Annotated in this window: 21 protein-coding genes; all 21 read left to right on the forward strand. The window is 41.6% G+C overall.

Going from position 1 to position 23,242, the window contains the following annotated elements; all coding sequences use genetic code 11:
- Positions 1-54: 54 nt before the first annotated feature.
- The 21 genes from NBH01_RS05835 (at position 55) to NBH01_RS05935 (ending at position 23,222) form a co-directional block, all read left to right on the forward strand.
- Positions 55-1,263 (forward strand): tyrosine-type recombinase/integrase, encoded by a 1,209-nt coding sequence (locus NBH01_RS05835; RefSeq protein ID WP_055229415.1) that lies wholly within the window; start codon positions 55-57, stop codon positions 1,261-1,263.
- A 641-nt stretch (positions 1,264-1,904) separates the two neighbouring features.
- Positions 1,905-2,453, forward strand: coding sequence for a UpxY family transcription antiterminator (locus NBH01_RS05840; protein ID WP_055229414.1), 549 nt, complete (start codon positions 1,905-1,907; stop codon positions 2,451-2,453).
- A gap of 83 nt (positions 2,454-2,536) precedes the next feature.
- Entirely contained in the window at positions 2,537-4,471 is a 1,935-nt protein-coding gene (locus tag NBH01_RS05845) for a polysaccharide biosynthesis protein (protein ID WP_055229413.1), read from the forward strand.
- 25 nt (positions 4,472-4,496) lie between these two features.
- Complete coding sequence (locus tag NBH01_RS05850; RefSeq protein WP_055229412.1) at positions 4,497-5,816, forward strand: nucleotide sugar dehydrogenase; 1,320 nt, start codon at positions 4,497-4,499, stop codon at positions 5,814-5,816.
- Between the two features lie 40 nt (positions 5,817-5,856).
- Positions 5,857-7,044, forward strand: a complete 1,188-nt coding sequence (gene wecB / locus NBH01_RS05855) for a non-hydrolyzing UDP-N-acetylglucosamine 2-epimerase (protein WP_250700031.1) — start codon at positions 5,857-5,859, stop codon at positions 7,042-7,044.
- A gap of 5 nt (positions 7,045-7,049) precedes the next feature.
- Positions 7,050-8,264: a polysaccharide biosynthesis C-terminal domain-containing protein gene (locus NBH01_RS05860; RefSeq protein ID WP_055229410.1), complete on the forward strand. Its 1,215-nt coding sequence runs from the start codon at positions 7,050-7,052 to the stop codon at positions 8,262-8,264.
- Between the two features lie 40 nt (positions 8,265-8,304).
- On the forward strand, positions 8,305-9,354 hold the full coding sequence (locus NBH01_RS05865; RefSeq protein ID WP_055229409.1) for a polysaccharide biosynthesis protein: 1,050 nt from the start codon (positions 8,305-8,307) through the stop codon (positions 9,352-9,354).
- A 250-nt stretch (positions 9,355-9,604) separates the two neighbouring features.
- A complete protein-coding gene (locus tag NBH01_RS05870) occupies positions 9,605-10,189 on the forward strand; it encodes a hypothetical protein (protein ID WP_055229407.1) in 585 nt (194 codons plus the stop codon).
- Positions 10,190-10,242: 53 nt separating this feature from the next.
- Positions 10,243-11,748, forward strand: coding sequence for a lipopolysaccharide biosynthesis protein (locus NBH01_RS05875; RefSeq protein ID WP_055229406.1), 1,506 nt, complete (start codon positions 10,243-10,245; stop codon positions 11,746-11,748).
- Between the two features lie 2 nt (positions 11,749-11,750).
- Complete coding sequence (locus tag NBH01_RS05880) at positions 11,751-12,899, forward strand: glycosyltransferase family protein (protein ID WP_055229405.1); 1,149 nt, start codon at positions 11,751-11,753, stop codon at positions 12,897-12,899.
- A gap of 127 nt (positions 12,900-13,026) precedes the next feature.
- Positions 13,027-14,157: a hypothetical protein gene (locus tag NBH01_RS05885; protein WP_130042168.1), complete on the forward strand. Its 1,131-nt coding sequence runs from the start codon at positions 13,027-13,029 to the stop codon at positions 14,155-14,157.
- A 116-nt stretch (positions 14,158-14,273) separates the two neighbouring features.
- Positions 14,274-15,104 carry a hypothetical protein gene (locus tag NBH01_RS05890; protein WP_130042169.1) on the forward strand — a complete coding sequence of 277 codons (831 nt, stop codon included), beginning with the start codon at positions 14,274-14,276 and terminating at the stop codon, positions 15,102-15,104.
- A 5-nt stretch (positions 15,105-15,109) separates the two neighbouring features.
- A complete protein-coding gene (locus tag NBH01_RS05895) occupies positions 15,110-15,967 on the forward strand; it encodes an ATP-grasp fold amidoligase family protein (RefSeq protein WP_055229402.1) in 858 nt (285 codons plus the stop codon).
- 567 nt (positions 15,968-16,534) lie between these two features.
- Positions 16,535-16,888, forward strand: coding sequence for a sugar-transfer associated ATP-grasp domain-containing protein (locus NBH01_RS05900; protein ID WP_055229401.1), 354 nt, complete (start codon positions 16,535-16,537; stop codon positions 16,886-16,888).
- A 125-nt stretch (positions 16,889-17,013) separates the two neighbouring features.
- The gene (locus tag NBH01_RS05905) at positions 17,014-18,123 is read left to right on the forward strand and encodes a glycosyltransferase (protein ID WP_055229400.1); all 1,110 of its coding nucleotides are present in this window, start codon (positions 17,014-17,016) and stop codon (positions 18,121-18,123) included.
- Positions 18,123-18,734, forward strand: a complete 612-nt coding sequence (locus tag NBH01_RS05910; RefSeq protein ID WP_055229399.1) for a CatB-related O-acetyltransferase — start codon at positions 18,123-18,125, stop codon at positions 18,732-18,734. The genes NBH01_RS05905 and NBH01_RS05910 overlap by 1 nt, the downstream gene beginning before the upstream one ends.
- 91 nt (positions 18,735-18,825) lie before the next feature.
- A complete protein-coding gene (locus NBH01_RS05915; RefSeq protein ID WP_250700032.1) occupies positions 18,826-20,109 on the forward strand; it encodes a glycosyltransferase family 4 protein in 1,284 nt (427 codons plus the stop codon).
- 49 nt (positions 20,110-20,158) lie between these two features.
- Entirely contained in the window at positions 20,159-21,190 is a 1,032-nt protein-coding gene (locus tag NBH01_RS05920) for a WD40/YVTN/BNR-like repeat-containing protein (protein WP_055229397.1), read from the forward strand.
- Positions 21,190-22,347: a carboxylate--amine ligase gene (locus NBH01_RS05925; RefSeq protein WP_055229396.1), complete on the forward strand. Its 1,158-nt coding sequence runs from the start codon at positions 21,190-21,192 to the stop codon at positions 22,345-22,347. Before NBH01_RS05920 ends, NBH01_RS05925 begins: the two co-directional genes overlap by 1 nt.
- A 241-nt stretch (positions 22,348-22,588) precedes the next feature.
- Positions 22,589-22,729 carry a hypothetical protein gene (locus NBH01_RS05930; protein ID WP_117977909.1) on the forward strand — a complete coding sequence of 47 codons (141 nt, stop codon included), beginning with the start codon at positions 22,589-22,591 and terminating at the stop codon, positions 22,727-22,729.
- Between the two features lie 331 nt (positions 22,730-23,060).
- Positions 23,061-23,222 carry a hypothetical protein gene (locus NBH01_RS05935; protein WP_153882650.1) on the forward strand — a complete coding sequence of 54 codons (162 nt, stop codon included), beginning with the start codon at positions 23,061-23,063 and terminating at the stop codon, positions 23,220-23,222.
- Positions 23,223-23,242: the final 20 nt, after the last annotated feature.

Below are 23,242 nucleotides of genomic sequence, written 5' to 3' on the forward strand. Positions count from 1 at the left end.
TTCAATATCTATAAGTTCACGTTTGATTATATTTATTTAGAGAAATAATTTTATATGGCAACAGTAAAAGTTAAATTCCGTGCATCTTCCGTCGCAACGAAAGAAGGCACGCTTTTTTATCAAGTGATTCATAAACGTATAGTAAGACAAATACATACCGGATACAAGTTGTTTCCTGCGGAATGGGACGCGGTACATTCGGAGATTGTTCTGTCCTCAGTAACCAGTGAAAGTCGGAGAGATTACTTGCTTTCTTTGAAGAATTCTCTGTTGGAGGATAGTGTAAGGCTGAAGAATATTATAACCCGTCTTGAACGTTCGGGCATTGCTTATACTTCAGATAGTCTGGTGAAGCTTTATTGTGCATCCACAGAGAATAATGGTTTTGTATCCTTTACTCTAAATCTTATCAAAGAGTTAAATCAAATCGGGAAACACCGTACTGCTGAAACTTATATGACTACATTAAACAGCTTCATACGTTTCCGGAAAGGGAAAGATGTCCTGTTGGAGGAAGTTGATTCCAGTTTGATGATGAAATATGAGAGCTATTTAAAGTCTACCGGTATTTGTCCGAATACCACTTCTTATTATATGCGGAATCTTCGGGCTATTTATAATCGTGCTGTGGAGAAGGACTTGACGGTTCAGCGAAGTCCTTTTAAATATGTATATACAGGGATAGACAAGACGGTCAAACGTGCCATTCCGTTAGAGGAGATTCGTCGCTTGAGGGAGCTTGATCTAACAAGGAGCCCTTCTCTGGCTTATGCGAGGGATATTTTCATGTTTTCATTTTATACCCGTGGTATGTCATTCATTGATATGGCTTTTTTGAGAAAGAAAGACTTGCAGAATGGTATTTTGTCCTATCGCCGACAGAAGACGGGGCAACAGTTGTTCATCAAATGGGAAAAGCCAATGCAAGAAATAATTAATAGGTATGATACTCAGGGGAGCCCGTACCTACTACCTATTATACGAGATCTGGAGGCGGACGGAAGGAAACAGTACAAGAAAACTGCTCATTTGGTGAATCTAAAACTGAAGAAACTTGGGATGCAGTTAGGATTATCTATACCTTTAACTACATATGTTGCCCGCCATGCCTGGGCTAGTATCGCCAAAAGTAAAAATGTAGCCTTATCTGTTATCAGTGAAGCTATGGGGCATGATTCGGAAAATACTACCCGCATTTATCTAGCCTCATTGGATACTTCTTTGGTAGACAAGGCAAACAGTCTTATTCTTAATTCATTGTAGAAATGAGATAATCTACCATATAGCCATGAAACTGTAAATCGGAAATATGTATCAAGGGGTATGTATGATTTACTGTTGTTTTTTTACATATTAAAACTTTCCTAAAGTAAGGGCATAACAAAGTTAAACGGGAATCCGGAACGGTTTAATAGTCATTATGCATCATTCTTAATTCTATAATGATATCGTACTGGTTATTAAAGAGAAACTACAAGAAAGGATAATATTGATATAAGCTAAATTTGTTTAGCAAAATATAGTTCTCTCTATAAGAGAAATACTAACGGGTACAAAGGTACGTAATTTATTGGAAATAACAGCATAAAACATAATGTAATTTTGAGTAATTGCTTCTTCTAGAGAAGGACTTACTCAACAAATGTTTAATTATTATCGATTATATAATGATTATAATTATCTGATATCTATGTGATTAAATATTACATCCTGTTATTTATCTTATAGAGAGAAATAAAAAGTAAGGTTGTAAATAGACCTTGAATGCATCTTGTATGGTGAAGATGAGAAAGTTTAATAATAGTGGGGAGGGATCTCTAACTTTTGTGAAATATGATGATAACTGCTTGATATATAACGCTGTATGTAATCAGGTAGGATTAGAATTATTGTCTTGAGGTTTTATGGCGCTCCTGAAAGATGAACAACGAATGCATTGGTATGTGATGCGTGACCTCAAACGCCCTAATGCTAAGTTACCTGCTTATAAGCAGCTTAGTGATGAACATCTAGAAGTATTTACTCCTATGCAATGGCGGTTGAAGTTAAAAAATGGTAAGCGAATTCGTGAAGAAGTACCGTTTATGCAGGACCTGCTTTTTATCCACGATACAAGAGAAGTTCTAGATCTGTTTGTTCGTAAAATACCGACCCTTCAATATCGTTACCAGAAAGGTGGCGGTTATTGTCAGCCTATGATTGTTTCCGATTTGGATATGGAGCGTTTTATACGTGCTGTCAGAGGTTCGGAAAATCCTAAATATTATTTACCTGAAGAGATAAGCGATACGATATATGGTCGTATGATCCGTATTATTGGAGGTCCTTTTGAAGGTTATGAAGGCCGTCTGCTTACTACCCGTGGCTCTAAAGTCAAACGTCTTCTTGTCGAACTGCCTAATTTCTTTTCGGTGGGTGTAGAAGTAAATCCTGATTTGATAGAAATAATATAATTATGTACGATTTATACTATTATTCTAGTTGCTTATAATCAGCGTTGTAAGAATATATGATAATTAATTGGGGGATTTAAATTATGAAACACGCATTTGACCGTTTTATTCACTATTTACAGAAAAACTACTTTAGCTATTGGGTTGTATTGGGAATCGATACATTCATAGCTTTACTGTGTACTTGGGTGTCATTTATTGGCATTCATTATATTACGGAAACTTCCAAAGAAATAGTTTCGCTTTTCCATATCTTGGCGGTTTCAGTTATATCGAGTGTTTTGGGGGCTACTCTATTTCATACTTATCGTAATACGATTCGTTTTTCCCAGTTGAAGGAATTATGGAGGTTGGCGGGAAGTGTGCTCATAAAGGCTGTCTGCATAGCCATTGTCATTTGGTTTCTCCTGCCACAGACGGGATTACATAACAGTCAGAAAATAATTTTTGTACTGTTTGATGCTATGCTTACTTTTATTGTTATGGTTGGGTTTCGTATACAGTTGATTATTGTTTATGAATTCTTGCTGAATGTACTGAATAAAAAGAATATGCGTATTCTGATTTATGGCATTGATGATAAGAGTGTGGCATTGAAAGTCCGGTTACTGAACAGTTCTCATTATAAAGTTGTAGGCTTTTGTATTTATGGAACAGGTAATTCTATTCGGCGTGTGGCTGATCTTCCTGTTTATTCTTTTAAAGATGAAGATTGCTTCAATAAACTGATTCGTAAGAAATGTATCGGAGGCATCTTATTTGCCCGCTATGAAAATACCCGTGAAGAGGAAGACCGACTGCTCCAGTATTGCAAAAGAAGCGGATTGAAGACACTAATATCTCCAAGTATTAGTGAGGCCGATGAGAACGGAAGTTTCCATCAATGGGTACGTCCTATCAAAATTGAGGATTTACTGGGACGTTCAGAGATTCATATCAATATGGAGGAAGTGATGACCGAGTTCTGTGGCAAGGTTGTGTTGGTAACGGGAGCTGCCGGTAGTATTGGTAGCGAGCTTTGCCGGCAACTGGCTCAGATGAACATCAGGAAACTGATTATGTTTGATTCCGCCGAGTCTCCTTTGCATAATGTCCGTTTGGAATTTGAGAAGAATTATCCCGGTCTTGATTTTGTTCCTGTCATTGGAGATGTCCGTGTAAAAGAACGTCTTCGTATGGTGTTCGATATCTATCAGCCTCAGATAATCTTTCACGCCGCTGCTTATAAGCATGTTCCGTTAATGGAGGAAAACCCCTGTGAAGCTGTATTGGTCAATGTTGTCGGTTCCCGTCAGGTTGCCGATATAGCAGTGGAATACGGAGCTGAGAAGATGATCATGGTTTCTACCGATAAGGCTGTAAATCCTACCAATGTAATGGGATGCTCGAAACGTTTAGCTGAAATCTATGTGCAGAGCCTGGGCTGCGCCATCCGTGAGGGAAAGGTGAAAGGCCATACCAAATTTATCACTACCCGCTTTGGTAATGTACTGGGTAGTAATGGTTCTGTCATTCCCCGCTTTAAAGAACAGATCGAGAATGGTGGTCCTGTCACAGTGACTCATCCTGATATCATCCGTTTCTTTATGACAATTCCCGAAGCTTGTCGTCTGGTAATGGAGGCTGCCACTATGGGTGAAGGCAATGAGATTTTTGTCTTTGAGATGGGTAAGGCTGTGAAGATTGTTGACCTGGCTACTCGTATGATTGAACTTGCCGGTTATCGCCCGGGTGAAGATATTGAGATCAAGTTTACTGGCTTGCGTCCCGGTGAGAAGCTTTATGAAGAAGTTTTGAGTGATAAAGAAAACACGATTCCTACTGAAAATAAGAAGATAATGATAGCGAAGGTACGTCACTATGAATATGCTGATATCCTTGATATTTATACAGAATTTGAGAATCTATCCCGTACGGTAAAGATCATGGATACAGTGAAGCTGATGAAGAAAGTGGTACCTGAGTTTAAATCCAAGAATTCACCTCGATTTGAAGTTCTGGATAAGCAACCGGAATAATCTATAACACTAACATAAATCAACAATGGATACAAAAGATTTGAAGATTGCTGTTGCAGGTACCGGCTATGTTGGTCTTAGCATAGCAACGCTTTTGTCGCAACATCACCAGGTGACGGCAGTCGATGTGATTCCTGAGAAAGTAGATATGCTCAATCGTAAGCAATCACCTATTCAGGATGAATATATTGAAAAGTATTTGTCTGAAAAGACATTGAACCTGACTGCCACGCTTGACGGTGCCAAGGCCTACAGTGACGCTGATTTTGTGGTCATTGCGGCTCCTACTAACTATGATCCTGTGAAGAATTATTTCGATACCCATCATATAGAGGATGTCATAGACCTGGTTTTAAGTGTCAATCCTGATGCGGTAATGGTAATCAAGTCTACTATTCCTGTTGGATATTGCCGGGGACTTTATTTGAAGTATGCCCGTAAGGGGGTCAGGAAGCTTAACCTGCTTTTTTCTCCGGAGTTTCTTCGTGAAAGTATGGCTCTTTATGATAACTTATATCCAAGTCGTATCATTGTTGGTTATCCAAAATTTATAGAGAGCGAACAATTTAAAGAGGAAAATGAAGCAATCAAGGCTGTTGCGGATATTCCTGCCCTAGAGAAGGCTGCACGTACTTTTGCCGCATTGCTTCAGGAAGGAGCAATTAAGGAAGATATTCCTACCCTTTTTATGGGTTTGAAGGAGGCGGAAGCTGTTAAACTGTTTGCTAATACCTATCTTGCTCTCCGGGTATCTTACTTTAATGAACTTGATACTTACGCAGAGGTCAAAGGCCTGGATTCTGCAGCTATCATCCAAGGCATAGGACTCGATCCTCGCATTGGCACACACTATAATAACCCTTCATTTGGTTACGGTGGCTACTGTTTGCCAAAGGACACCAAACAGCTTCTTGCCAATTACGAGAGCGTGCCCCAAAATATGATGACAGCTATCGTTGAATCAAATCGTACTCGAAAGGATTACATTGCAGATGCAGTTCTTCGCAAAGCTGGTTGGTATGCATATAGCACAGACAATGAATTTGAGGCAGGGAAAAAGTCTGTTACCATTGGTGTTTATCGACTCACAATGAAGAGTAATTCCGATAATTTCCGCCAGAGCGCTATTCAGGGCATCATGAAGCGTATCAAGGCAAAGGGTGCAAATGTTGTAATTTTCGAGCCAACTCTTGCTGATGGAGAAACATTCTTCGGTTCATTGGTTGTAAATGACCTTACTAAGTTCAAAGTTTTGTCAAACGCAATCATCGCTAATCGTTTTGATGATTGTTTAGCAGATGTAGAAGAGAAGCTTTACACACGTGATATTTTCCGTCGCGACTAAGTATTTGCTGATAGGATGAACATATTAAATTGATACAATAATGGAACTCCGTACAGACTATTCAAATGTCAGTTTCCAGAATAATGGAAAACTGAAGTTACTCATTATCATGGGTACTCGTCCTGAGATTATCCGCCTTGCAGCCGTCATTAACAAAACTCGTCAGTACTTTGACGTTATCCTTGCCCATACAGGACAGAACTATGACTACAACCTCAATGGCGTATTTTTCAAAGATCTAAATCTCAAGGAACCAGAGGTTTATATGGATGTAGTAGGTGATGACTTAGGCTCAACCTGTGGCAACATCATCAACGCAAGCTATAAGCTTATGGTAGCCACCAAGCCAGATGCTGTTCTTGTCCTTGGTGATACCAACTCTTGCTTGAGCGTTATTGGAGCAAAACGTCTTCACATTCCCATCTTCCACATGGAAGCAGGTAACCGTTGCAAGGACGAATGTCTCCCCGAAGAGACCAACAGAAGAATCGTGGACATCATTTCAGATGTCAACCTCGCCTATTCGGAGCATGCAAGAAGATACCTTGCAGAGTGCGGACTCCCTCGAGAGCGCACTTATGTTACAGGCTCACCGATGGCAGAGGTACTACATCAGAACCTTGCCGAGATTGAAGCATCTGATGTTCACAAGCGTCTTGGATTGGAAAAGGGCAAATACATTCTCCTCTCTGCTCACCGTGAAGAGAATATTGACACCGAGAAAAACTTTCTCTCGCTCTTCAACGCTATTAATACTATGGCAGAGAAATATGATATGCCTATCCTCTACAGTTGCCACCCACGTTCGCGCAATCGCCTTGCAGCTTCGGGCTTCCAGCTTGACCCACGTGTACAGGTACAGCAACCTCTTGGCTTCCATGACTACAACTGCCTCCAGATGAACGCCTTTGCTGTAGTTTCAGACTCAGGTACACTTCCAGAGGAGAGTAGCTTCTTTACTAGCGTTGGCCATCCATTCCCAGCAGTCTGCATCCGTACCTCTACCGAACGTCCAGAGTCACTTGATAAAGCAGGCTTCATTCTCTCTGGTATCGATACCAAAGGTCTTCTCCAGTCGGTCGATACAGCAGTAGAACTCGTCAAGAATGATGACTATGGTACACCAGTTCCTAACTATACAGATGAAAATGTCTCAACCAAAGTTGTCAAGATTATCCAATCATATGTTGGAGTAGTCAACAAGATGGTTTGGCGTAAAGAAATTTAAGAATCATGAAAGTTTTAGTTACAGGCGCAAAGGGCTTCGTGGGTAAGAACCTTTGCGCTCAGCTTAATAATATAAAGACCGGTAAGGCCAAGTGTTACGGCGACCTTGTCATTGACGAAGTATTCGAGTATGACCTAGACTCTACTTCCGAGCAACTCGACCAGTGGTCCCGAGAATGCAACTTCGTCTTTAATCTCGCTGGTGTCAACCGTCCTCAAGAACCAAAGGAGTTCATGGAGGGCAACTTCGGCTTTGCCACAGTTCTTCTGAACACCCTCAAGAAATACAAGAACAATTGTCCAGTGATGATTAGCAGCTCTATCCAAGCCACCCTCGCAGGACGCTTCGGCACTAGCGAGTACGGTAAGAGCAAGAAGGCTGGTGAGGAACTCATGTTCCAGTATGGCGAAGATACAGGCGCTAAGGTGCTTGTATATCGTTTCCCGAACCTCTATGGTAAGTGGTGCCGTCCTAATTACAACTCAGCTGTTGCTACTTTTTGTAACAATATTGCTAATGACCTTCCTATCACCGTCAATGACCCAACCGTAGATATGGAGCTCCTCTACATCGATGACCTTGTAGAGGAAATGATTTGTGCTCTCAAAGGTGAAGAACACCATTGTGAGTTCGATGGCGTTGAGACAGTCCTTACTGCTGATGGCCGTTATTGTACAGTCCCAATTACCCATCACGTCAAGCTCGGAGAAATCGTTGACCTGCTTTACAAGTTTCGCGATATGCCTCAGACCCTCATGATTCCTGAAATGCCGGCTGATTCATTCGCAAAACGCCTCTACAGCACCTATCTTAGTTATCTACCTAAGGACAAGGCCGTCTTCAATCTCAAAATGAACGTAGATAACCGTGGCTCCTTCACCGAACTTGTTCACACTCTCAATTGTGGTCAGGTCAGTATCAACATCTCTAAACCAGGAATCACTAAGGGGGAACACTGGCACCACACTAAGTGGGAACAATTCATCGTAGTCAGCGGTCATGGATTGATTCAGATGCGTAACGAAGCTAATCTCGATGCACCAATCCTTGAATACGAAGTTTCTGGTGATAAGATCCAAAGCGTCATCATGCTTCCAGGTTACACCCACAACATCATCAACCTCTCGGACACCCAAGACCTCGTCACTGTTATGTACTGCAATGAGATTTTTAATCCAGAAAGACCAGATACTTTTTTTGATCCAGTGGGCAAAGACTAAAAGATACAATTCAACAACAAATTATAAATAGTTATTAATTATGAATATTTTTACTGGTAAAACCCTTATGATTACCGGTGGCACAGGATCATTCGGTAATGCAGTCCTCAATCGATTTCTTAAGACTGACATCGCAGAAATCCGAATTTTCTCACGTGATGAGAAGAAGCAGGATGATATGCGTCATGAGTATCAGGCTAAGATGCCGGAGGTGGCCCATAAGATCAAGTTCTTCATCGGTGACGTCCGCAACCTCCAGTCGTGCAAGAACGCCATGCCTGGTGTTGATTACATTTTCCATGCAGCTGCATTGAAGCAGGTTCCCTCTTGCGAGTTCTTCCCTATGGAGGCTGTTAAGACCAATGTGATTGGTACTGACAACGTACTTACCGCAGCTATCGAAGCAGGCGTGAAAGCAGTTATCTGCCTCTCAACTGACAAGGCTGCTTATCCTATTAATGCTATGGGCATTACCAAGGCCATCGAGGAGAAGATCGCCGTTGCTAAGTCACGTTACTCAGGTAGCACCAAGATCTGCTGCACCCGTTATGGCAACGTCATGTGTTCTCGTGGTTCAGTTATTCCTTTATGGATTGATCAAATCCGTCACGACAACCCAATCACCCTCACCGAGCCTAATATGACCCGCTTCATCATGTCGCTCGAAGAGGCTGTCGATCTCGTATTATTTGCCTTCGAACATGGTCAAAACGGTGATATCCTCGTTCAGAAGGCTCCAGCTTGTACCATCCAGACACAAGCTGAAGCTGTCTGCGAGCTCTTTGGTGGCAAGAAGGAGGATATTAAGGTCATTGGCATCCGCCATGGCGAGAAGATGTACGAAACTCTCCTCACCAACGAAGAATGCGCCAAGGCCGAGGATATGGGCGACTTTTATCGTGTACCAGCTGATAACCGTAGTTTGAACTATGACCAGTTCTTCACTGAGGGTGATGCCAAGCGTTGCGAGCTCTCTGAATTCAACTCTGACAACACCTGTCGTCTGAATCTTGAGGAGACCAAGGCAAAGATTGCTTCGTTGGAGTACATCCAAAACGAGTTGAACGAAGTTCTAAAGCTTGCAAAGTAAAATCCAATTTTATCAGGATTTTGTCCAATAACTAAGTAGGCAACAGGTGTGAAGCTGCGGATCGAATCCGTTGCCTGCTACAAAATAATTCACAATGAACATCAAGATACAATGTAACCATTGTTTCGAGCCAATCACCATCTCCATAGAGGAATCTGACCTCGAATTTGAATCACTACCCTTTGATTGATTAATTTCATCTTCATTTGAAAATGTATTGTTTTTAATTAGGAGTAAATTCGCTGGGTTCATGAGCAAAGAAAACATGCAACAAGAATATGATATTAATCCAAAGTATTATTATGACGTTCAAAGTAAACTTCATTTTTACCATGACTTTTCGTGCCATATTCCCTTTGAAGACCAGTTTGACAGTGTTCAAAACAAATATATTAGAAGGATAGAATGCCTGTATAAGTGTCTGAGTGATGCCAGTCTTTTTGTTAGATATATAGAGGATGAAAACGAGTTGGACTATGTTTGCAGAAGAATAGATTTTATAAACGACTTTTTCCGTTCATTCGACTCAAATAACGCAATTATATTCTTCGTAAATGAGGATATTGCCAAAAGTAATCAAATTTCAAATCAATTCATAATAGTACCAAACAGAGGAAGTAAGACAATACATCATTTTTTATCATCAATTCCTTCGGCAGAAGAATTCTTTATTAAGAGTCTTAATCCTTTCCATAGCCAAAGACTATCTGCATTAGCTAGATACAAAAAGAAAAAACTATTAAAGAGAATCAGTAGATTCATGATTAGATTTGAGGCTCGTAAGCCAATATATAAACATTACAACTTGTATCAAAACAGAATACAGGCCAGATAGAAGGGAAGTATTAATACAATTTATTATACTTCAGTTTTGAAATATTATCCATAATGGAAGAAAGTAGAGGGTCACGAATAGCAAAGAATACAATGTTCTTGTATGGACGAATGTTGCTATCAATGATAGTAACGTTATATACGTCAAGAGTGGTGCTTAACACACTTGGCGCGAGTGACTTTGGTATTTATAACGTAGTCACAGGATTTGTTGTGTCTTTTGGTTTCCTGAATAGTGCAATGCACACCTCGGTTCAGCGTTTTCTGACCGTTGAGATGAAGGAGAACAATCATGAGAGACTCAACCAGATATTCAGTATGGGTGTTACTATCCACCTCATCCTCGCTTTGGCTATGGTGATAATCGCAGAACCTATCGGATTGTATTTTGTGCAAACCAAGTTGGTTATTCCACTTGAGCGCATGGAGGCTGCATTGTGGATTTTTCATCTGTCTGTCATTGTTTTATTCTTCGGAATTATGAACGTTCCCTATAAGGCCTTGATTATTGCGAGGGAGAATATGGGAGCATTTGCAGCAATAAGTCTGATCGAAGTGTTTGCAAAGCTTGCTATTGCCATTGCTTTGGTTTATAGTATTTTGGACAAGCTCATTCTCTATGGTGTCTTGCTGATGATTGTAGCTGTTACAATCCAACTGTTCTATATGTGGTATTGTATATCGCATTATGAAGAAGGAAAGTATAAGCGATTTTGGAACAAAAAATTGTTTGGGGAAATGAGCTGCTTTGCGGGCTGGAACCTAATAGGTGTTTTTGCTGGCATTGTCTATAATCAAGGTGTAAATATCGTTCTTAATATTTTTGGTGGTCCGATAGTAAATGCGGCAAGAGCTATTGCCTTCCAAGTGAGTGGCGCTGCAAACCAATTGGTTACAAACTTTCAGTTGGCTACCAATCCACCAATCATGAAGGCATACGCAACAGGAGATAAGTCTGTATTCAGACTTCTGTCATCATCGTCCAAGCTTTCATACATATTGCTTCTATTCATTGTGATTCCTTTTTTGCTGGAATGTTCTTATGTGTTGAAACTCTGGTTGAAAGAAGTACCGGAATATTCTATTATGTTTGTGAGATTGGCTATGATTGATATCTTAGTCTGCTCATTGGCAGGACCACTTCATACGCTGATGCAGGCTACTGGGTCTATCAGAAAGTATCAGATAATTGTAAGTGGAGTCTTATTGATGAATCTCCCACTTTCATATCTTATGTTAAAAATAGGTATGAGCTTTGACTCTACATTTTATGTATCAATATCACTCTCTTCGATAGCATTGGTTATACGCTATTGCCTTTTGCGATCATACGTAGAATATAGCGTCAAAGAACTTGTATTGGATTTCACAATCCCAATTGTCATCTTGACGATAGTAAGCAATATTGTTCCTTTAGTTATTTACAATTATATGGAACAAGGACTATTTAGACTTCTTATCGTTTGTGTAACATCATGGACTTCTATCGCACTTGTATCTTGGATTTGTGTCTTAGATAAAAATGAGAAATCCCTTCTATTACGAATAATTAAAAGGTAAAAATGAAGATAGCTATTATTGCAGATAATCTGGGTAATAATGCGCCAGGATTAGTGTTTAGAAACATTCTGACAGGTCTGTCTAAAAAGATAGAGTTTGACATTATTACTTCTACTTTAGATTATCGGGCACCAAAGGAACATAGAGGAAGCGTTAACTATGTACCGCAGAAGAGAATTCCATCATGGAGGCTAAGAACATTTTTGTTTAATATATTTGGCTTCTATCATACACAGAAGAAGTGGGCAAAGGATATCCAAGGTATATTGAACTCCAAAGCGTATGACGTTGTTGTAAGCCTCATGTCGTCCGCTTTCTATGCATCCGTTATGGCTGCTGATATATTTGTATCTCATAGGAAAGTGAAGCATATCTGCTATTGTGTAGATGCAGTTCCAGCACCTTTCCCATGGGAAAAAGAGGGAATGTACACTTCTGCCATGAAACGTTGTGTGAGGAAGTATATGCAAAAGGTGAATGTCCTGTGCATGACCAACCAAGAAATGCTGACCTACGAGTTAGGGATTATCGGTAATCCCAATATAAAATCTGTGGTTCTGCCAAATCCATCAAAAGAGACATCGCTTCAAAAATTACCAATTGAAGATATTACACCTTCATTTGTCTATGCTGGTAAGATGTATGGTGTGCGAAATCCAGATGCCCTACTTGATGGATTTAAGCTTTTCCTTAAGAATCATCCTTTAGCAAAGATGATTTTTGTAGGTTCGGGTAATTTGGATACATACATCAAAGAACATTATGCAGACTTATTGGATAGTATTGAATTTATCTCATATACAACGGATCTTGCCCAGATATATAAAAAGTGCGTTGCGTTGATTGATGTAAATGCAAACTTTGACAATGATGTTTTTTTGTCAAGTAAAGTCATTAGTTATCTGCCATACAATAGATTGATTATTTCAGAGTCTGGCAATGGAAGCCCTGTTCGTTCAATGTTTAAGACTTCACAAACTATATTGCATGTACATCATCGTGCAGAAGAATTTAATAACGCCATGGAGTCTTGCATAAATAACATTGGTTCAATAGATTATTCTGAAAGAGAGGAGTATCTAAAGCGGATGGATATAAATGCTGCTACAGATACATTCATTAATCAAATTTATGAAAATAATGAGAACTGAAAGTCTTATACTTAAGGTGTTATTGTGTTTTAATGTGTTTACACTTTTGATGTATATCATCACGCCATTAAGCATAAATTCTGGCTATCACTTTTTAAATATATTCTATATTGCTCTAAATATATTTATGATGAAGCTTGGATTCCAGAAAGGACAAAATAAGACGTGCTATTTAGAGTCTCAACCAAGTCTTCAGATTACTCCGAAGACTTTTAATATTGTGCTCATATTTTATTTATGTACGTTTACCATCAGATACGCCTATATGTTGTATCTGCCTCCTCTTGATTTCGGTGTACTGATCAATCGAATTGCGATTGGAGTTGCCGATCCGCATATGGGACGTACATTCATGCACGGAGGTAGAACCATCCCTTGGACTGTCTATTTTATCACTTCGGTTATTGATTCTATCTTCTTTATTTTCGCGCTGATTTGTTGGAAACAATTAAAGACAATAATAAAAATCCTTGTTGCTGTCCTTCTCGTATTTGAAGGCTTTTATTCAATGGGAACAGGAACTAACTTTGGTGTTATTATGCTCGTATCATGCGCTTGCTTAGCAATCATGATGCAGATACCTAATGAGACATTATCGACAGCGAAAATTACAAGACTCAGCATATTAGGCATATTTGCGCTTCTTTTTGTCGTTTCTATATTCTTCTACAATATGGAAGGTCGAAGTGGCGGTAGTTTTGAGGAACTTAAGGGAGGAGATTATCTAGCATTAGGATCTTCTGTTACTGTTGACACCAATGCATTTTTGGATATTCTTCCTTATAGATTTCAAATTTTGTTGCTTTATATCTTTAGCTACCTTACACAAGGCTATATGTTTTTGGAGAACATTTATTTGCTCGATTTCCATTGGGGAGGTTTTTTCGGCAATAATCCTGCTCTCCAGTCAATAGCTCAGGATTTCCTGTTCTTCAACCCTGAACTGGATAGTTATCAGATGCAGATGGAAAGGTTAGGAGTTGACTCATACGTTAATTGGCACTCATGTTATCTTTGGCTTGCAAATGACTTTACACTACTTTTCGTTCCTTTGGTTATATACTATATTGCCAAGTTTGCCAGTGTAGCTCTACGTATGTATAGGACAAGTCATGATTTAAGTTCTGGTATCGTATTCGTTGTTCTGGCTAATATGTTACTATTTTTGTTCGCGAACAATAACTACTTGTCATCAGTATTCTACTCTTTTATGTTTATTTTCCCATACTGGTACTTTAAAAAATATAAACAAATATAGCAATGGTAAATTATCTATATAAGTCGTACGCAATTTTCTGCAATAATAGCAATTTTTTAGAAAGGACTAAGATTAATTCTGTGTTCCGGCATATTATTCAGAGATTAACGAATATTATGGTTCCCTTTTGGTTTAACAGAACAGCAAATAATCCCCAATATAGAATAGACGCTACTCAGAAGACAGAAGGTCGAATTATTGCATCACTTACAACATTTCCTGCTCGTATTGATAATATATGGATTGTGATAGAGAGTATTCTGAGACAATCCCAAAAGCCGGATATGTTATTTCTATGGTTATCTAAAGAACAGTTTTCTTCAATTGACGTATTACCGAAACGATTACAAAATCTGCAAACTCGCGGACTTCAGATTCGATTGTGTGATGGCGATTTGCGCTCACATAAAAAGTATTATTATGTTTTAAGAGACTATCCGAATGATCATTTGATAACATTTGATGATGACTTGATTTATCCAACTAATACAATCTCTTCAATTATGGAGGCTGCTACAATGTATCCTGATTGCGTTGTAGGTAGGTATTCAAATCAAGTAGGAATAGACGACTCGGGGAATGTCCGATTTATTCGCAATAAAAATCGTGACGTCGCCTTTCAACCATCATGGTCAGTTTTCATTGGTAGCGGTGGAGGAACATTATTTCCTGCTGGCTTTTTGCCTGAAATTGCAAAGGACAAAGATACGTTTATGTCTATTTGTCGAACAGCAGATGATGTGTGGTTAAACTCTATGTGTCGCTATTCTGGCCACAGAATCGTTGCAATTATGAATAGGTGTCCATTGCTTGAGATTATCAATAAAAACAATTCAATTCTTGCTAGTATTAATTACGGAGAAGAAAACTATCGTCAGCAAATGGCAGTAAGAGAATATTGTATCGCCAATGGCAAAGACCCATTTGAACCTTTAATAGCAAAATAACTAATATGGAATCATTAAATAAGATTGTATCGAGAATAATTTCAAAATTCTTCCCAAGAATACATTTTTGTTTGGCATACTACCATCATCGTCATAAATGGCCGAATCTAACTTGTCCTAAAGATCTTTCTGAGTTGTGGATAAAGAGATTGTTGGATGGGCAAGTCAATCAGTACTATCAACTGGCAGATAAGTATTTGGTTCGCGAGTACGTGAAGAAGTGCGGGTATGCTGACACATTAACAAGCCTTGTGAACTGTTATTCTAAGGGAGATGAGTTAATCTATTCTGAATTACCCCAAAAATTTGCGCTCAAGGCTAATTGGGGGGCTGGTATGAATCTCATTTGTACGAAAAAATCTCAATATACAGAAAATGAACTGAGGAGCCAGATTGATAAATGGCTCGTATCTCCGAAGTTCGCTTTTTCAGAACGTCATTATAATCTGATTTCGAGAAAAGTTGTATGTGAGGAATTTATCGATGATGGTACCGGCGGATTCCCAATAGATTATAAGTTCATCTGCCTTAAAGGCGAAGTCAAGGCTATTCTTGTTTGCAATGATCGTGAATCTGGTCATGCTGATTATATTCCTTATGATGTCAACTGGAAGCCTTTGTTTGATTATTGCATTGCAAAGCATGATAAAAGCGAATTAGTAAGCAAGCCTGCCAATCTAACTCAAATGCTTGAATGTGCAAAAAAACTAGCATCTGGTATAGATATGGTTCGAGTAGATTTGTACTCTAACGGTAACAAAATTTGGTTTGGTGAAATGACTCTTACTCCTGATGGCTGTATCTTCCGCAGATGGACGCAAAAGGCCATCAATGAAATGGGAGAGTATTATAGAACACATTAATTCATAAATGTATGAAACAAAAGATTGCATAACTGATTAAGTCAAGCTACATCGAAAAAAAGTTATATTGGTATTATAGGTTAAACTGAATTTCAAAACTGGTATTTAAAAACTTTGGGGTTGTAGGGGACTTAGATGCTGAATTCAAGAAAATTAGAGCAGCCCACACATGTTTTGGCTAGTTCTATTTGCATCATTACGAATCTTTATTCGAGGTAGAACGCCGTTCATTCGTTTGTGAGGACGAACATGTCTATGTGGCAGATTTTATGAATACAGCAAATGTAAGAAGAATTCTCGGTGACAAGTGGGAAAACTATTAGGAGTTTGGAGAGTTTTTCGCTCGAAAAGCATGCTGCATTACCAATCCAATGGGGAATGGTGGACTCTATCCGGTTTGTTTGAGATCTCTGGCAGGCTGATAATAAAGCCTCTTGATGGTTCTTTTGGTAAGGGTATTCAAATCATAGAAAACACCTCTGACAAGGAGGGCTTAAAGCAAAGATTACAGACACTGAATATCTTAAAGGATTCATTGCAGAAGAGATTATCAAGTAAGACGAACGTATGGCTGTCTTGCATAAAGAATCAGTCAATACATTACGAATCCATACTATTTGTTTTGATGGAGATGTAACCGTATTCCATCCTTATATACGTATCGGCAGAGGAAAAAGTGTTGTAGATAATGCTGGAAGCGGTGGTGTATTTACCTCTTGTAATCCTGAAACAGGAGAAGTCTTGACAGTAGTCGATGAGTACGGGAACATTTATACCAATCGTCCTGACACCGGTTTCCCATTAATCGGCTTCATGGTACCTTACTGGAAAGAAGCTAACGAAACAGCAAAGAAACTGGCACTTCATAATACAGATATCCATTACGCAAGTTTGGACTTAGCCTTTACTGAAAACGGATGAGTATTGATAGATGGTAATCCTCGCGTACAATTCATTTTTCCAGATTTCAGAGCAAAAAGGATTCCGTTCTGAACTTCACGAGATATTAGAAAAATACGGAAAAGACTATAAGTCGAAATATTAATATGCAAAAACTTTGTGTAATATATAATACTGCTCCTCGCTATCGCGAGGCGGTATTTCGGGCAATCGACAAAGAGTATGATTGCGATTGGTACTTTGGTGAAACAAAGTCCGACATAAAGGAAATGGATACGTCGTTGTTGAAGAACGTGACGTATTACAAGACCTACGGTAATCCCCAGAAATGGTATTGGAAGCGAAACTATTTGTTTTTGCTTTTCAAGAGTGACTACAAGAACTATCTAATCCTGCCAGAGACCCGTTCTATGAGCGATTGGCTCTTTTTTGCATTGGCATACACTTTCTTTCCTAAGAAGCGCTTCTATTTGTGGACACACGGATGGTATGGCAAGGAAGGCGGCTTGGATGCAAAGATGAAGTTGTGGCTCTATCGCCATGCTTCAGGCACCTTCGTGTATGGTGATCGTGCAAAGCGTCTGCTCATTGAGCAAGGCATTTCCGAGGAGAAGCTCTTTGCTATCCATAACTCGCTGGATTACGATACCCAGAAGGCGCTTCGCGAGAGCATCCACCCTTCGGACATCTACAAGGATCACTTCCAAAATAATCTGCCTACTATTATCTTCATCGGTCGCCTGACCAAGGTGAAGAAGTTGGATATGTTGGTGGATGCGTTGGTTTGTCTCAGAAATAAGGATGAGAAGTACAATCTGGTGTTTGTGGGAGATGGTAGTGAGAGCGAAAGTCTAAAGTCTAAGGTCAAAGGTTTGGGGCTGGATAGTCAGGTGTGGTTCTATGGTGTATGCTATGACGAGAAGACCAATGCGGAACTCATCTACAATGCCGACCTGTGCGTGTCTCCTGGCAATGTGGGCTTGACGGCAATGCACTCTTTGGTTTTCGGTTGTCCCGTAATTACTCATAATTGCTTTGAGTGGCAGATGCCTGAATACGAAGCAATACAAGCGGGTGTAACCGGTGATTTCTTCACAATGGATGATACCGATGATTTGACAATGGTAATTAGCCGTTGGTTCGCAAGAAAAATGGATAGCCGAGAAGAGGTGCGTAAAGCTTGTTTCAACGAAATTGATTCCAACTGGAATCCATACTACCAGATGGATATAATCAAGAAAAATCTGAAGTTCTGATGACACTAAGTTATTTATATTCCAAGTTTTTCAAGAAGGTTCTTCGCGGAAAGTCTGTCTTGAACAGTCAGATTGACAAGACAGCTAAGATCTATTCCGGTACGGAGTTCTACGATTCCACAATAGGCCGTCATTCATACATTGGTTATGATAGTGAGGTTCATTCGTGCGATATAGGTTCTTTCTGTAGTATTGCCAATGGCTTTGTGGTAGGTGGAGCTAAGCATCCGTTGGATTGGGTAAGCAGCTCACCAATATTCTATAATGTAGGTGGCGGTACGGGTACTCATCTTGGCGATCTCGAGATCGAACCTCTCAAGCGTACAACTATTGGTCATGATGTTTGGATTGGCAATCGTGTGACCATCATGCAAGGTGTGACTATAGGAACAGGTGTTGCTATTGGTGCTGGAGCGATAGTAACTAAGGATGTACCACCGTATGCCGTTGTTGCTGGGTGTCCTGCTAAGGTGATAAAGTATCGTTTCGACGAAGAAACTATCCAAAAGTTGATGGTATCGGAGTGGTGGAATTTAGATGACGCAGTTCTAAAAGAAAAAGCAAGATTGGTATCAAATCCACAGGAATTTTTGAGAAGTTTTAGTAAGTAAGAATAAAGGAATGTCCGTCCGCACAAGTGATAGTGCAAACGATATGGTGTGATACCATCGGGCGGAACAAGGTTTATATTACCATTGTTTTATGAGAATACTTATTGTAACACAATATTATTACCCGGAACAGTTTCAGATCAATGAGATTGTTCCGGAACTGGTGAAGCGTGGGCACGAGGTAACTGTGCTTTGCGGTGTGCCTAACTACCCGAAGGGAGTTGTGTTCCCGGGGTATGAGACTGCTGAGAGCTTAGAACTTAGAGAAAGGGAGTACCTGGAGAAGACGGGCGTGAAGGTGGTGCATGTGGAGCAGGTGCCGAGGGGAAAGAATCCAGTACAATTGGTGAGGAACTACGTAAGTTTTGTGCGGAATTCGAAGAAATTGGTAGCTGATAGCTTAAAACTGAGAGTTGAGAGTGAGGCAGGTAAGTCTCAAAGCTCTAAACTATATACTATAAACTGTGACTACGACTTAGTCCTTGGTTACCAATTGAGTCCTATCACCTCGATGTATGCGGCTCTGGAGTACAAGAAGCTGACGGGTGTGCCGGTGGTATATTATACGCTGGATGTGTGGCCTGTGTCGGCTGAGGGTATGCTGAAGAGTAAGAGGAATCCGCTGATGTGGCCCATCAATAAGATGAGTCGTGAGCTGTATCAGGGGGCGGACCGGGTGCTGGTGACTTCGCGTCCGTTTATGGATTATCTGCATCGGGTGAATGGGATTGCTTTCGATAGAATGGCTTACCTTCCTCAACACGCTGATACTGGTATGCTTGGCATGGATATGAGCGCTGAGAATAATGGTGTGGCTGATTTTATGTTTGCCGGCAATATCGGTAAGGGACAGCGTGCGGATGTGATCATCAAGGCGGCGAAGGTGCTAGGTAAGCGTAAGGATTACCGTATCCACATGTTGGGTGACGGGCGTATGCGTGAGGAACTGGAGCAGATGGTGCGGGCTGAGGGGTTGGAGGAGAATGTAATCTTCTACGGCAACCAGAAGCGCGAAGATATGCCGAAGTTCTACAAGATGGCGGATGTGCTGCTGGTGACGCTCCGTGGTAACAACGAGGTGGGCGATACCATTCCAGGCAAGATGCAGATGTATATGACTACGGGCAAGACGATATTCGGTGCCATCAATGGTGGTGCGCAGGAGGTGATCCGCGAGTCGCGGTGCGGCAGTTGTGTGCCTGCAGGCGACTATGAGGGGCTGGCGAAGCTGATGCAGCTGTACATCGAGCATTCGCATGACTATGATCAGTGCGGGGAGAATGCACGTGAGTATTTCAAGGCTCACTTTACCTTGGAACATTATATGAACGGACTGGAGGCTGAGCTTCAGAAGGTGGTGGATTCTAAACGTTAATTGCCACCAATTGAACGTTGATTTTTGTTAATTGTTTCTTTGACAAGATATGATAGAGTTTAAGAAACTGATTGATGCCAAGGCGCTGTACCAAGAGCTGGATAAGATCTGGGTGGCGAAGGGGATGACGTTCTTCGCCATTGATTATAACGGGAAGCGGGTGAGCAGGAAGTATCGCATCGGGGGTTGGAAGGATCGTCTGATGAGTTGGCATCGACTACCTTCGCAGCTGTTGCGTGTGGGGATTCACCACTTGTTGCCGCTGAAGAATGGTAACCTGCTGGTGGTGGTGAAGCGGAAGCTGTATATCCTTTCGTCCGAGGGCAAGGTGCTAAACGCCTGGAGCGAGTTTAAGGGTAATAAGCCTGTGCACCAAGGGGTGTGCGTGACACCTGAGGGTACGATTTTCTTTGGCGAATATGTGCTGAACCCAAATCGCGATATGGTGGTGAAGTTGTGGCGTTCGGTGGACGATGGTATGTCGTTCGAGGTGGTGAAGACATTTGCTTCGGCGGAGATTCGTCATATCCACTTCATCAAGTGGGATGTCTACGAGAAGTGCCTTTGGATGGGCACTGGTGACTATGGCGAGGGTAACAGGGAGTGTTGCCTGTATCGTAGCGAGGACAATGGCGTGACGTGGTCGCTGATAGGCCAAGGCAGTCAGGATTGGCGTGCTATTGGTGTGTGCTTCACGGAGGATGCGTTGCTGTGGGGTACGGATGCGGGCAGTTGTTCGGACACTGTTCACTTCATCCGCATGGATAGGAAGACGCGCGAGATTGAGGTGGTGGCTGACTTTGAAGGGCCTTGCCACGGTTGCGCTTCGTATCGGGACGGAAGGGCGTTCTTCTCGACCGGTGTGGAAGGTGGCGAGAACGAGTTGGATCGTTTCAGCCGCATGAAGCTGTTGGTGGCTGGAAGGCCGGTGAACATATGGCAGCTGGAGAAGGACATGTGGCCGCTGATATTGCAATATGGTGTGATGCGCTTCCCGCTGGGCTCAGACCAGTGCGATAGGGTAGTGTTTACCACAATGGGACTGAAAGGACATGGTGAAACCGTAATGATAGAGAAATAATGAAAGATTACAATGACATAAAGGTGCTGCTTATAGAGGGCAGAGCAAGACAGGTGTTGCCTATGGCGAAATCGCTGCGTGCGTTGGGCTGTGAGGTGACTACATACAATGGCAGTAAGTTGGATCCGGGCTATGCGTCGAAGTATCCGCACAGGAAGTTGCTGGCGTACTGCAATGCGCACGATCCTGATGGTTCGTACAGGGCTATCCGCAAGGAACTGGAGGCTTATCATTATGACTTGGTGATTCCAATGAACGATGATGTGGCTATCATTCTGGCTCAGCATAAGGAGGACCTGAAGGGTCTGACTGTGATTGCGGTGGAGGACTGGGAGACTTTCCAGATGGCTTCGGACAAGCTGAAGACGATGCTGGTGTGTATGCAGCATGATCTGCCTTGCCCGCTGTCGTTTACTGACAAGCAGGACTATTTGGCGAACAAGGATAAGGTGAAGTTCCCTGTGGTAGTGAAGCCTCGTACGGGTTGTGCAGCTGTGGGCTTCCATGTGGCACAGGACGAGCAGGACCTGATCGGCTACTATGACAAGGCGGAACAGAAGTATGGCAAGATGTTGATACAGGAGTACATTCCCCAGGATGGATTGCAGTACAAGTGCGAGATGTTCATTGACCGCAATGGTGAGATGAAGGGCGTTTGTGTATTTGCCAAGGTGCGTTGGTACCCGATAGATGGCGGGAGCAGTACGCTGAACGAGACCATCGACCGTCCGGATATTGTGGCTGACTGTCAGAAGTTGCTGCAGGAGATTGGCTGGAGAGGCTATGCCGACATTGACCTGATAGAGGATACTCGCGATGGTAAGGCAAAGATCATGGAGATCAACCCTCGCATCACGGGTTCGGTGAAGATCTGCTTTGAGGCGGGTGTGAACTTCTCGCAGCTGATAGTGGATGACTCTCTGGGTAAGGAGGTGAAGCCGCAGTTTGAGGTGGCGCACAAGTATCTGCGCTACATGCACATGGATGTGCTGTGGTTCCTAAAGTCGCCTAACCGATTCAAGTGTAAGCCTTCGTGGTTCTCGTTCAAGAATACTACGGACCAGATATTCTCTTGGGCTGACCTGTGGGTGTTCTTTGCGTTCACGTTCCAAGGCTTTGCCAAACTAAGTAAGGATAAAAAGAAGAGGGAGGTTTGATGGAAGCGCTTTTCTTGGAACTGATACGAGTATCTATAGGTAAGGTAGTTTGTCTGTTACATACGCCTTCGGCTGAGGAATAGGAGGTTATGTATGCCATAGCTGAGAAGCAGGTATTAATAGGAGTTTGCTTTGATGGGATGCAGAAACTGAACAAGCAACGACAGTTGGTGAATCTACCCATCGAATTGAAGATGCATAGCTTGGAATTACCGCAACGATTCAGAAACAGAATGAACTGATGAATGAGCGATGCGGACAGGTGCAGACATTGTTTACGAAGCAGGGAGTGAGAAGCTGTATCTTTAAGGGACAGGCGAATCTTCCTTTTTATCCTTCTGAGTTATCTTCGCTTCGTCAGTCGGGCGACATCGACATCTGAATAGAGAATGGCAAGGAGCGTGTGATAGAGTTGGTGCGGAAACTGGCTCCAACGAAAGAGTTACGCGAGACGCATGCACATCTGGATGTGTTTGAGGATGTAGAGGTTGAGGCACATTATCGTCCTGAGTTGGTGTAGAACTTCGTAACCAACGTACGTCTGCAATGGTTCTTTGTCGAGATGGCTGAGGAGTGTTTTACACATAAAGAACGCATCCCAAACGAGGTTGGAAGGCACGAGATTGTGACCACTGCTTGAACTTTCAATACTGTTCATCAGTTGACACATATCTTCCAACATTTTTACGGAGGGCGTGGGACTGAGGCAGTGTATGGACTACTATATGCTGCTGCAAGCAGCAGGTGGTGAGAGTGATAAGAACGTAGAGAAAGTTAAGAAGGAGGTGACTTCTTTTAACACGACGTGCTTTGCTAAGGCGTTGATGTGGGTGTTGGGGGAGATGTTTGAAGGTAACGCTAACTGGATGCTGTGAGAACCCAATGAGAAGAATGC

It is taken from the genome of Bacteroides sp. B1-V-101 (assembly GCF_023656585.1).
Lineage (GTDB): Bacteria > Bacteroidota > Bacteroidia > Bacteroidales > Bacteroidaceae > Bacteroides > Bacteroides thetaiotaomicron.

What these genes read in the sequence shown, in the direction of transcription:
- NBH01_RS05870 (WP_055229407.1), top strand. Translation starts at nt 9,605, where the DNA reads ATGAGCAAAGAAAACATGCAACAAGAATATGATATTAATCCAAAGTAT.
- NBH01_RS05915 (WP_250700032.1), top strand. Translation starts at nt 18,826, where the DNA reads ATGAGAATACTTATTGTAACACAATATTATTACCCGGAACAGTTTCAG.
- NBH01_RS05890 (WP_130042169.1), top strand. Translation starts at nt 14,274, where the DNA reads ATGGTTCCCTTTTGGTTTAACAGAACAGCAAATAATCCCCAATATAGA.
- NBH01_RS05920 (WP_055229397.1), top strand. Translation starts at nt 20,159, where the DNA reads ATGATAGAGTTTAAGAAACTGATTGATGCCAAGGCGCTGTACCAAGAG.
- NBH01_RS05840 (WP_055229414.1), top strand. Translation starts at nt 1,905, where the DNA reads ATGGCGCTCCTGAAAGATGAACAACGAATGCATTGGTATGTGATGCGT.
- NBH01_RS05845 (WP_055229413.1), top strand. Translation starts at nt 2,537, where the DNA reads ATGAAACACGCATTTGACCGTTTTATTCACTATTTACAGAAAAACTAC.
- NBH01_RS05865 (WP_055229409.1), top strand. Translation starts at nt 8,305, where the DNA reads ATGAATATTTTTACTGGTAAAACCCTTATGATTACCGGTGGCACAGGA.
- NBH01_RS05935 (WP_153882650.1), top strand. Translation starts at nt 23,061, where the DNA reads ATGGACTACTATATGCTGCTGCAAGCAGCAGGTGGTGAGAGTGATAAG.
- NBH01_RS05875 (WP_055229406.1), top strand. Translation starts at nt 10,243, where the DNA reads ATGGAAGAAAGTAGAGGGTCACGAATAGCAAAGAATACAATGTTCTTG.
- NBH01_RS05905 (WP_055229400.1), top strand. Translation starts at nt 17,014, where the DNA reads ATGCAAAAACTTTGTGTAATATATAATACTGCTCCTCGCTATCGCGAG.
- NBH01_RS05910 (WP_055229399.1), top strand. Translation starts at nt 18,123, where the DNA reads ATGACACTAAGTTATTTATATTCCAAGTTTTTCAAGAAGGTTCTTCGC.
- wecB (WP_250700031.1), top strand. Translation starts at nt 5,857, where the DNA reads ATGGAACTCCGTACAGACTATTCAAATGTCAGTTTCCAGAATAATGGA.
- NBH01_RS05850 (WP_055229412.1), top strand. Translation starts at nt 4,497, where the DNA reads ATGGATACAAAAGATTTGAAGATTGCTGTTGCAGGTACCGGCTATGTT.
- NBH01_RS05880 (WP_055229405.1), top strand. Translation starts at nt 11,751, where the DNA reads ATGAAGATAGCTATTATTGCAGATAATCTGGGTAATAATGCGCCAGGA.
- NBH01_RS05885 (WP_130042168.1), top strand. Translation starts at nt 13,027, where the DNA reads ATGATGAAGCTTGGATTCCAGAAAGGACAAAATAAGACGTGCTATTTA.
- NBH01_RS05835 (WP_055229415.1), top strand. Translation starts at nt 55, where the DNA reads ATGGCAACAGTAAAAGTTAAATTCCGTGCATCTTCCGTCGCAACGAAA.
- NBH01_RS05895 (WP_055229402.1), top strand. Translation starts at nt 15,110, where the DNA reads ATGGAATCATTAAATAAGATTGTATCGAGAATAATTTCAAAATTCTTC.
- NBH01_RS05900 (WP_055229401.1), top strand. Translation starts at nt 16,535, where the DNA reads ATGGCTGTCTTGCATAAAGAATCAGTCAATACATTACGAATCCATACT.
- NBH01_RS05925 (WP_055229396.1), top strand. Translation starts at nt 21,190, where the DNA reads ATGAAAGATTACAATGACATAAAGGTGCTGCTTATAGAGGGCAGAGCA.
- NBH01_RS05930 (WP_117977909.1), top strand. Translation starts at nt 22,589, where the DNA reads ATGAATGAGCGATGCGGACAGGTGCAGACATTGTTTACGAAGCAGGGA.
- NBH01_RS05860 (WP_055229410.1), top strand. Translation starts at nt 7,050, where the DNA reads ATGAAAGTTTTAGTTACAGGCGCAAAGGGCTTCGTGGGTAAGAACCTT.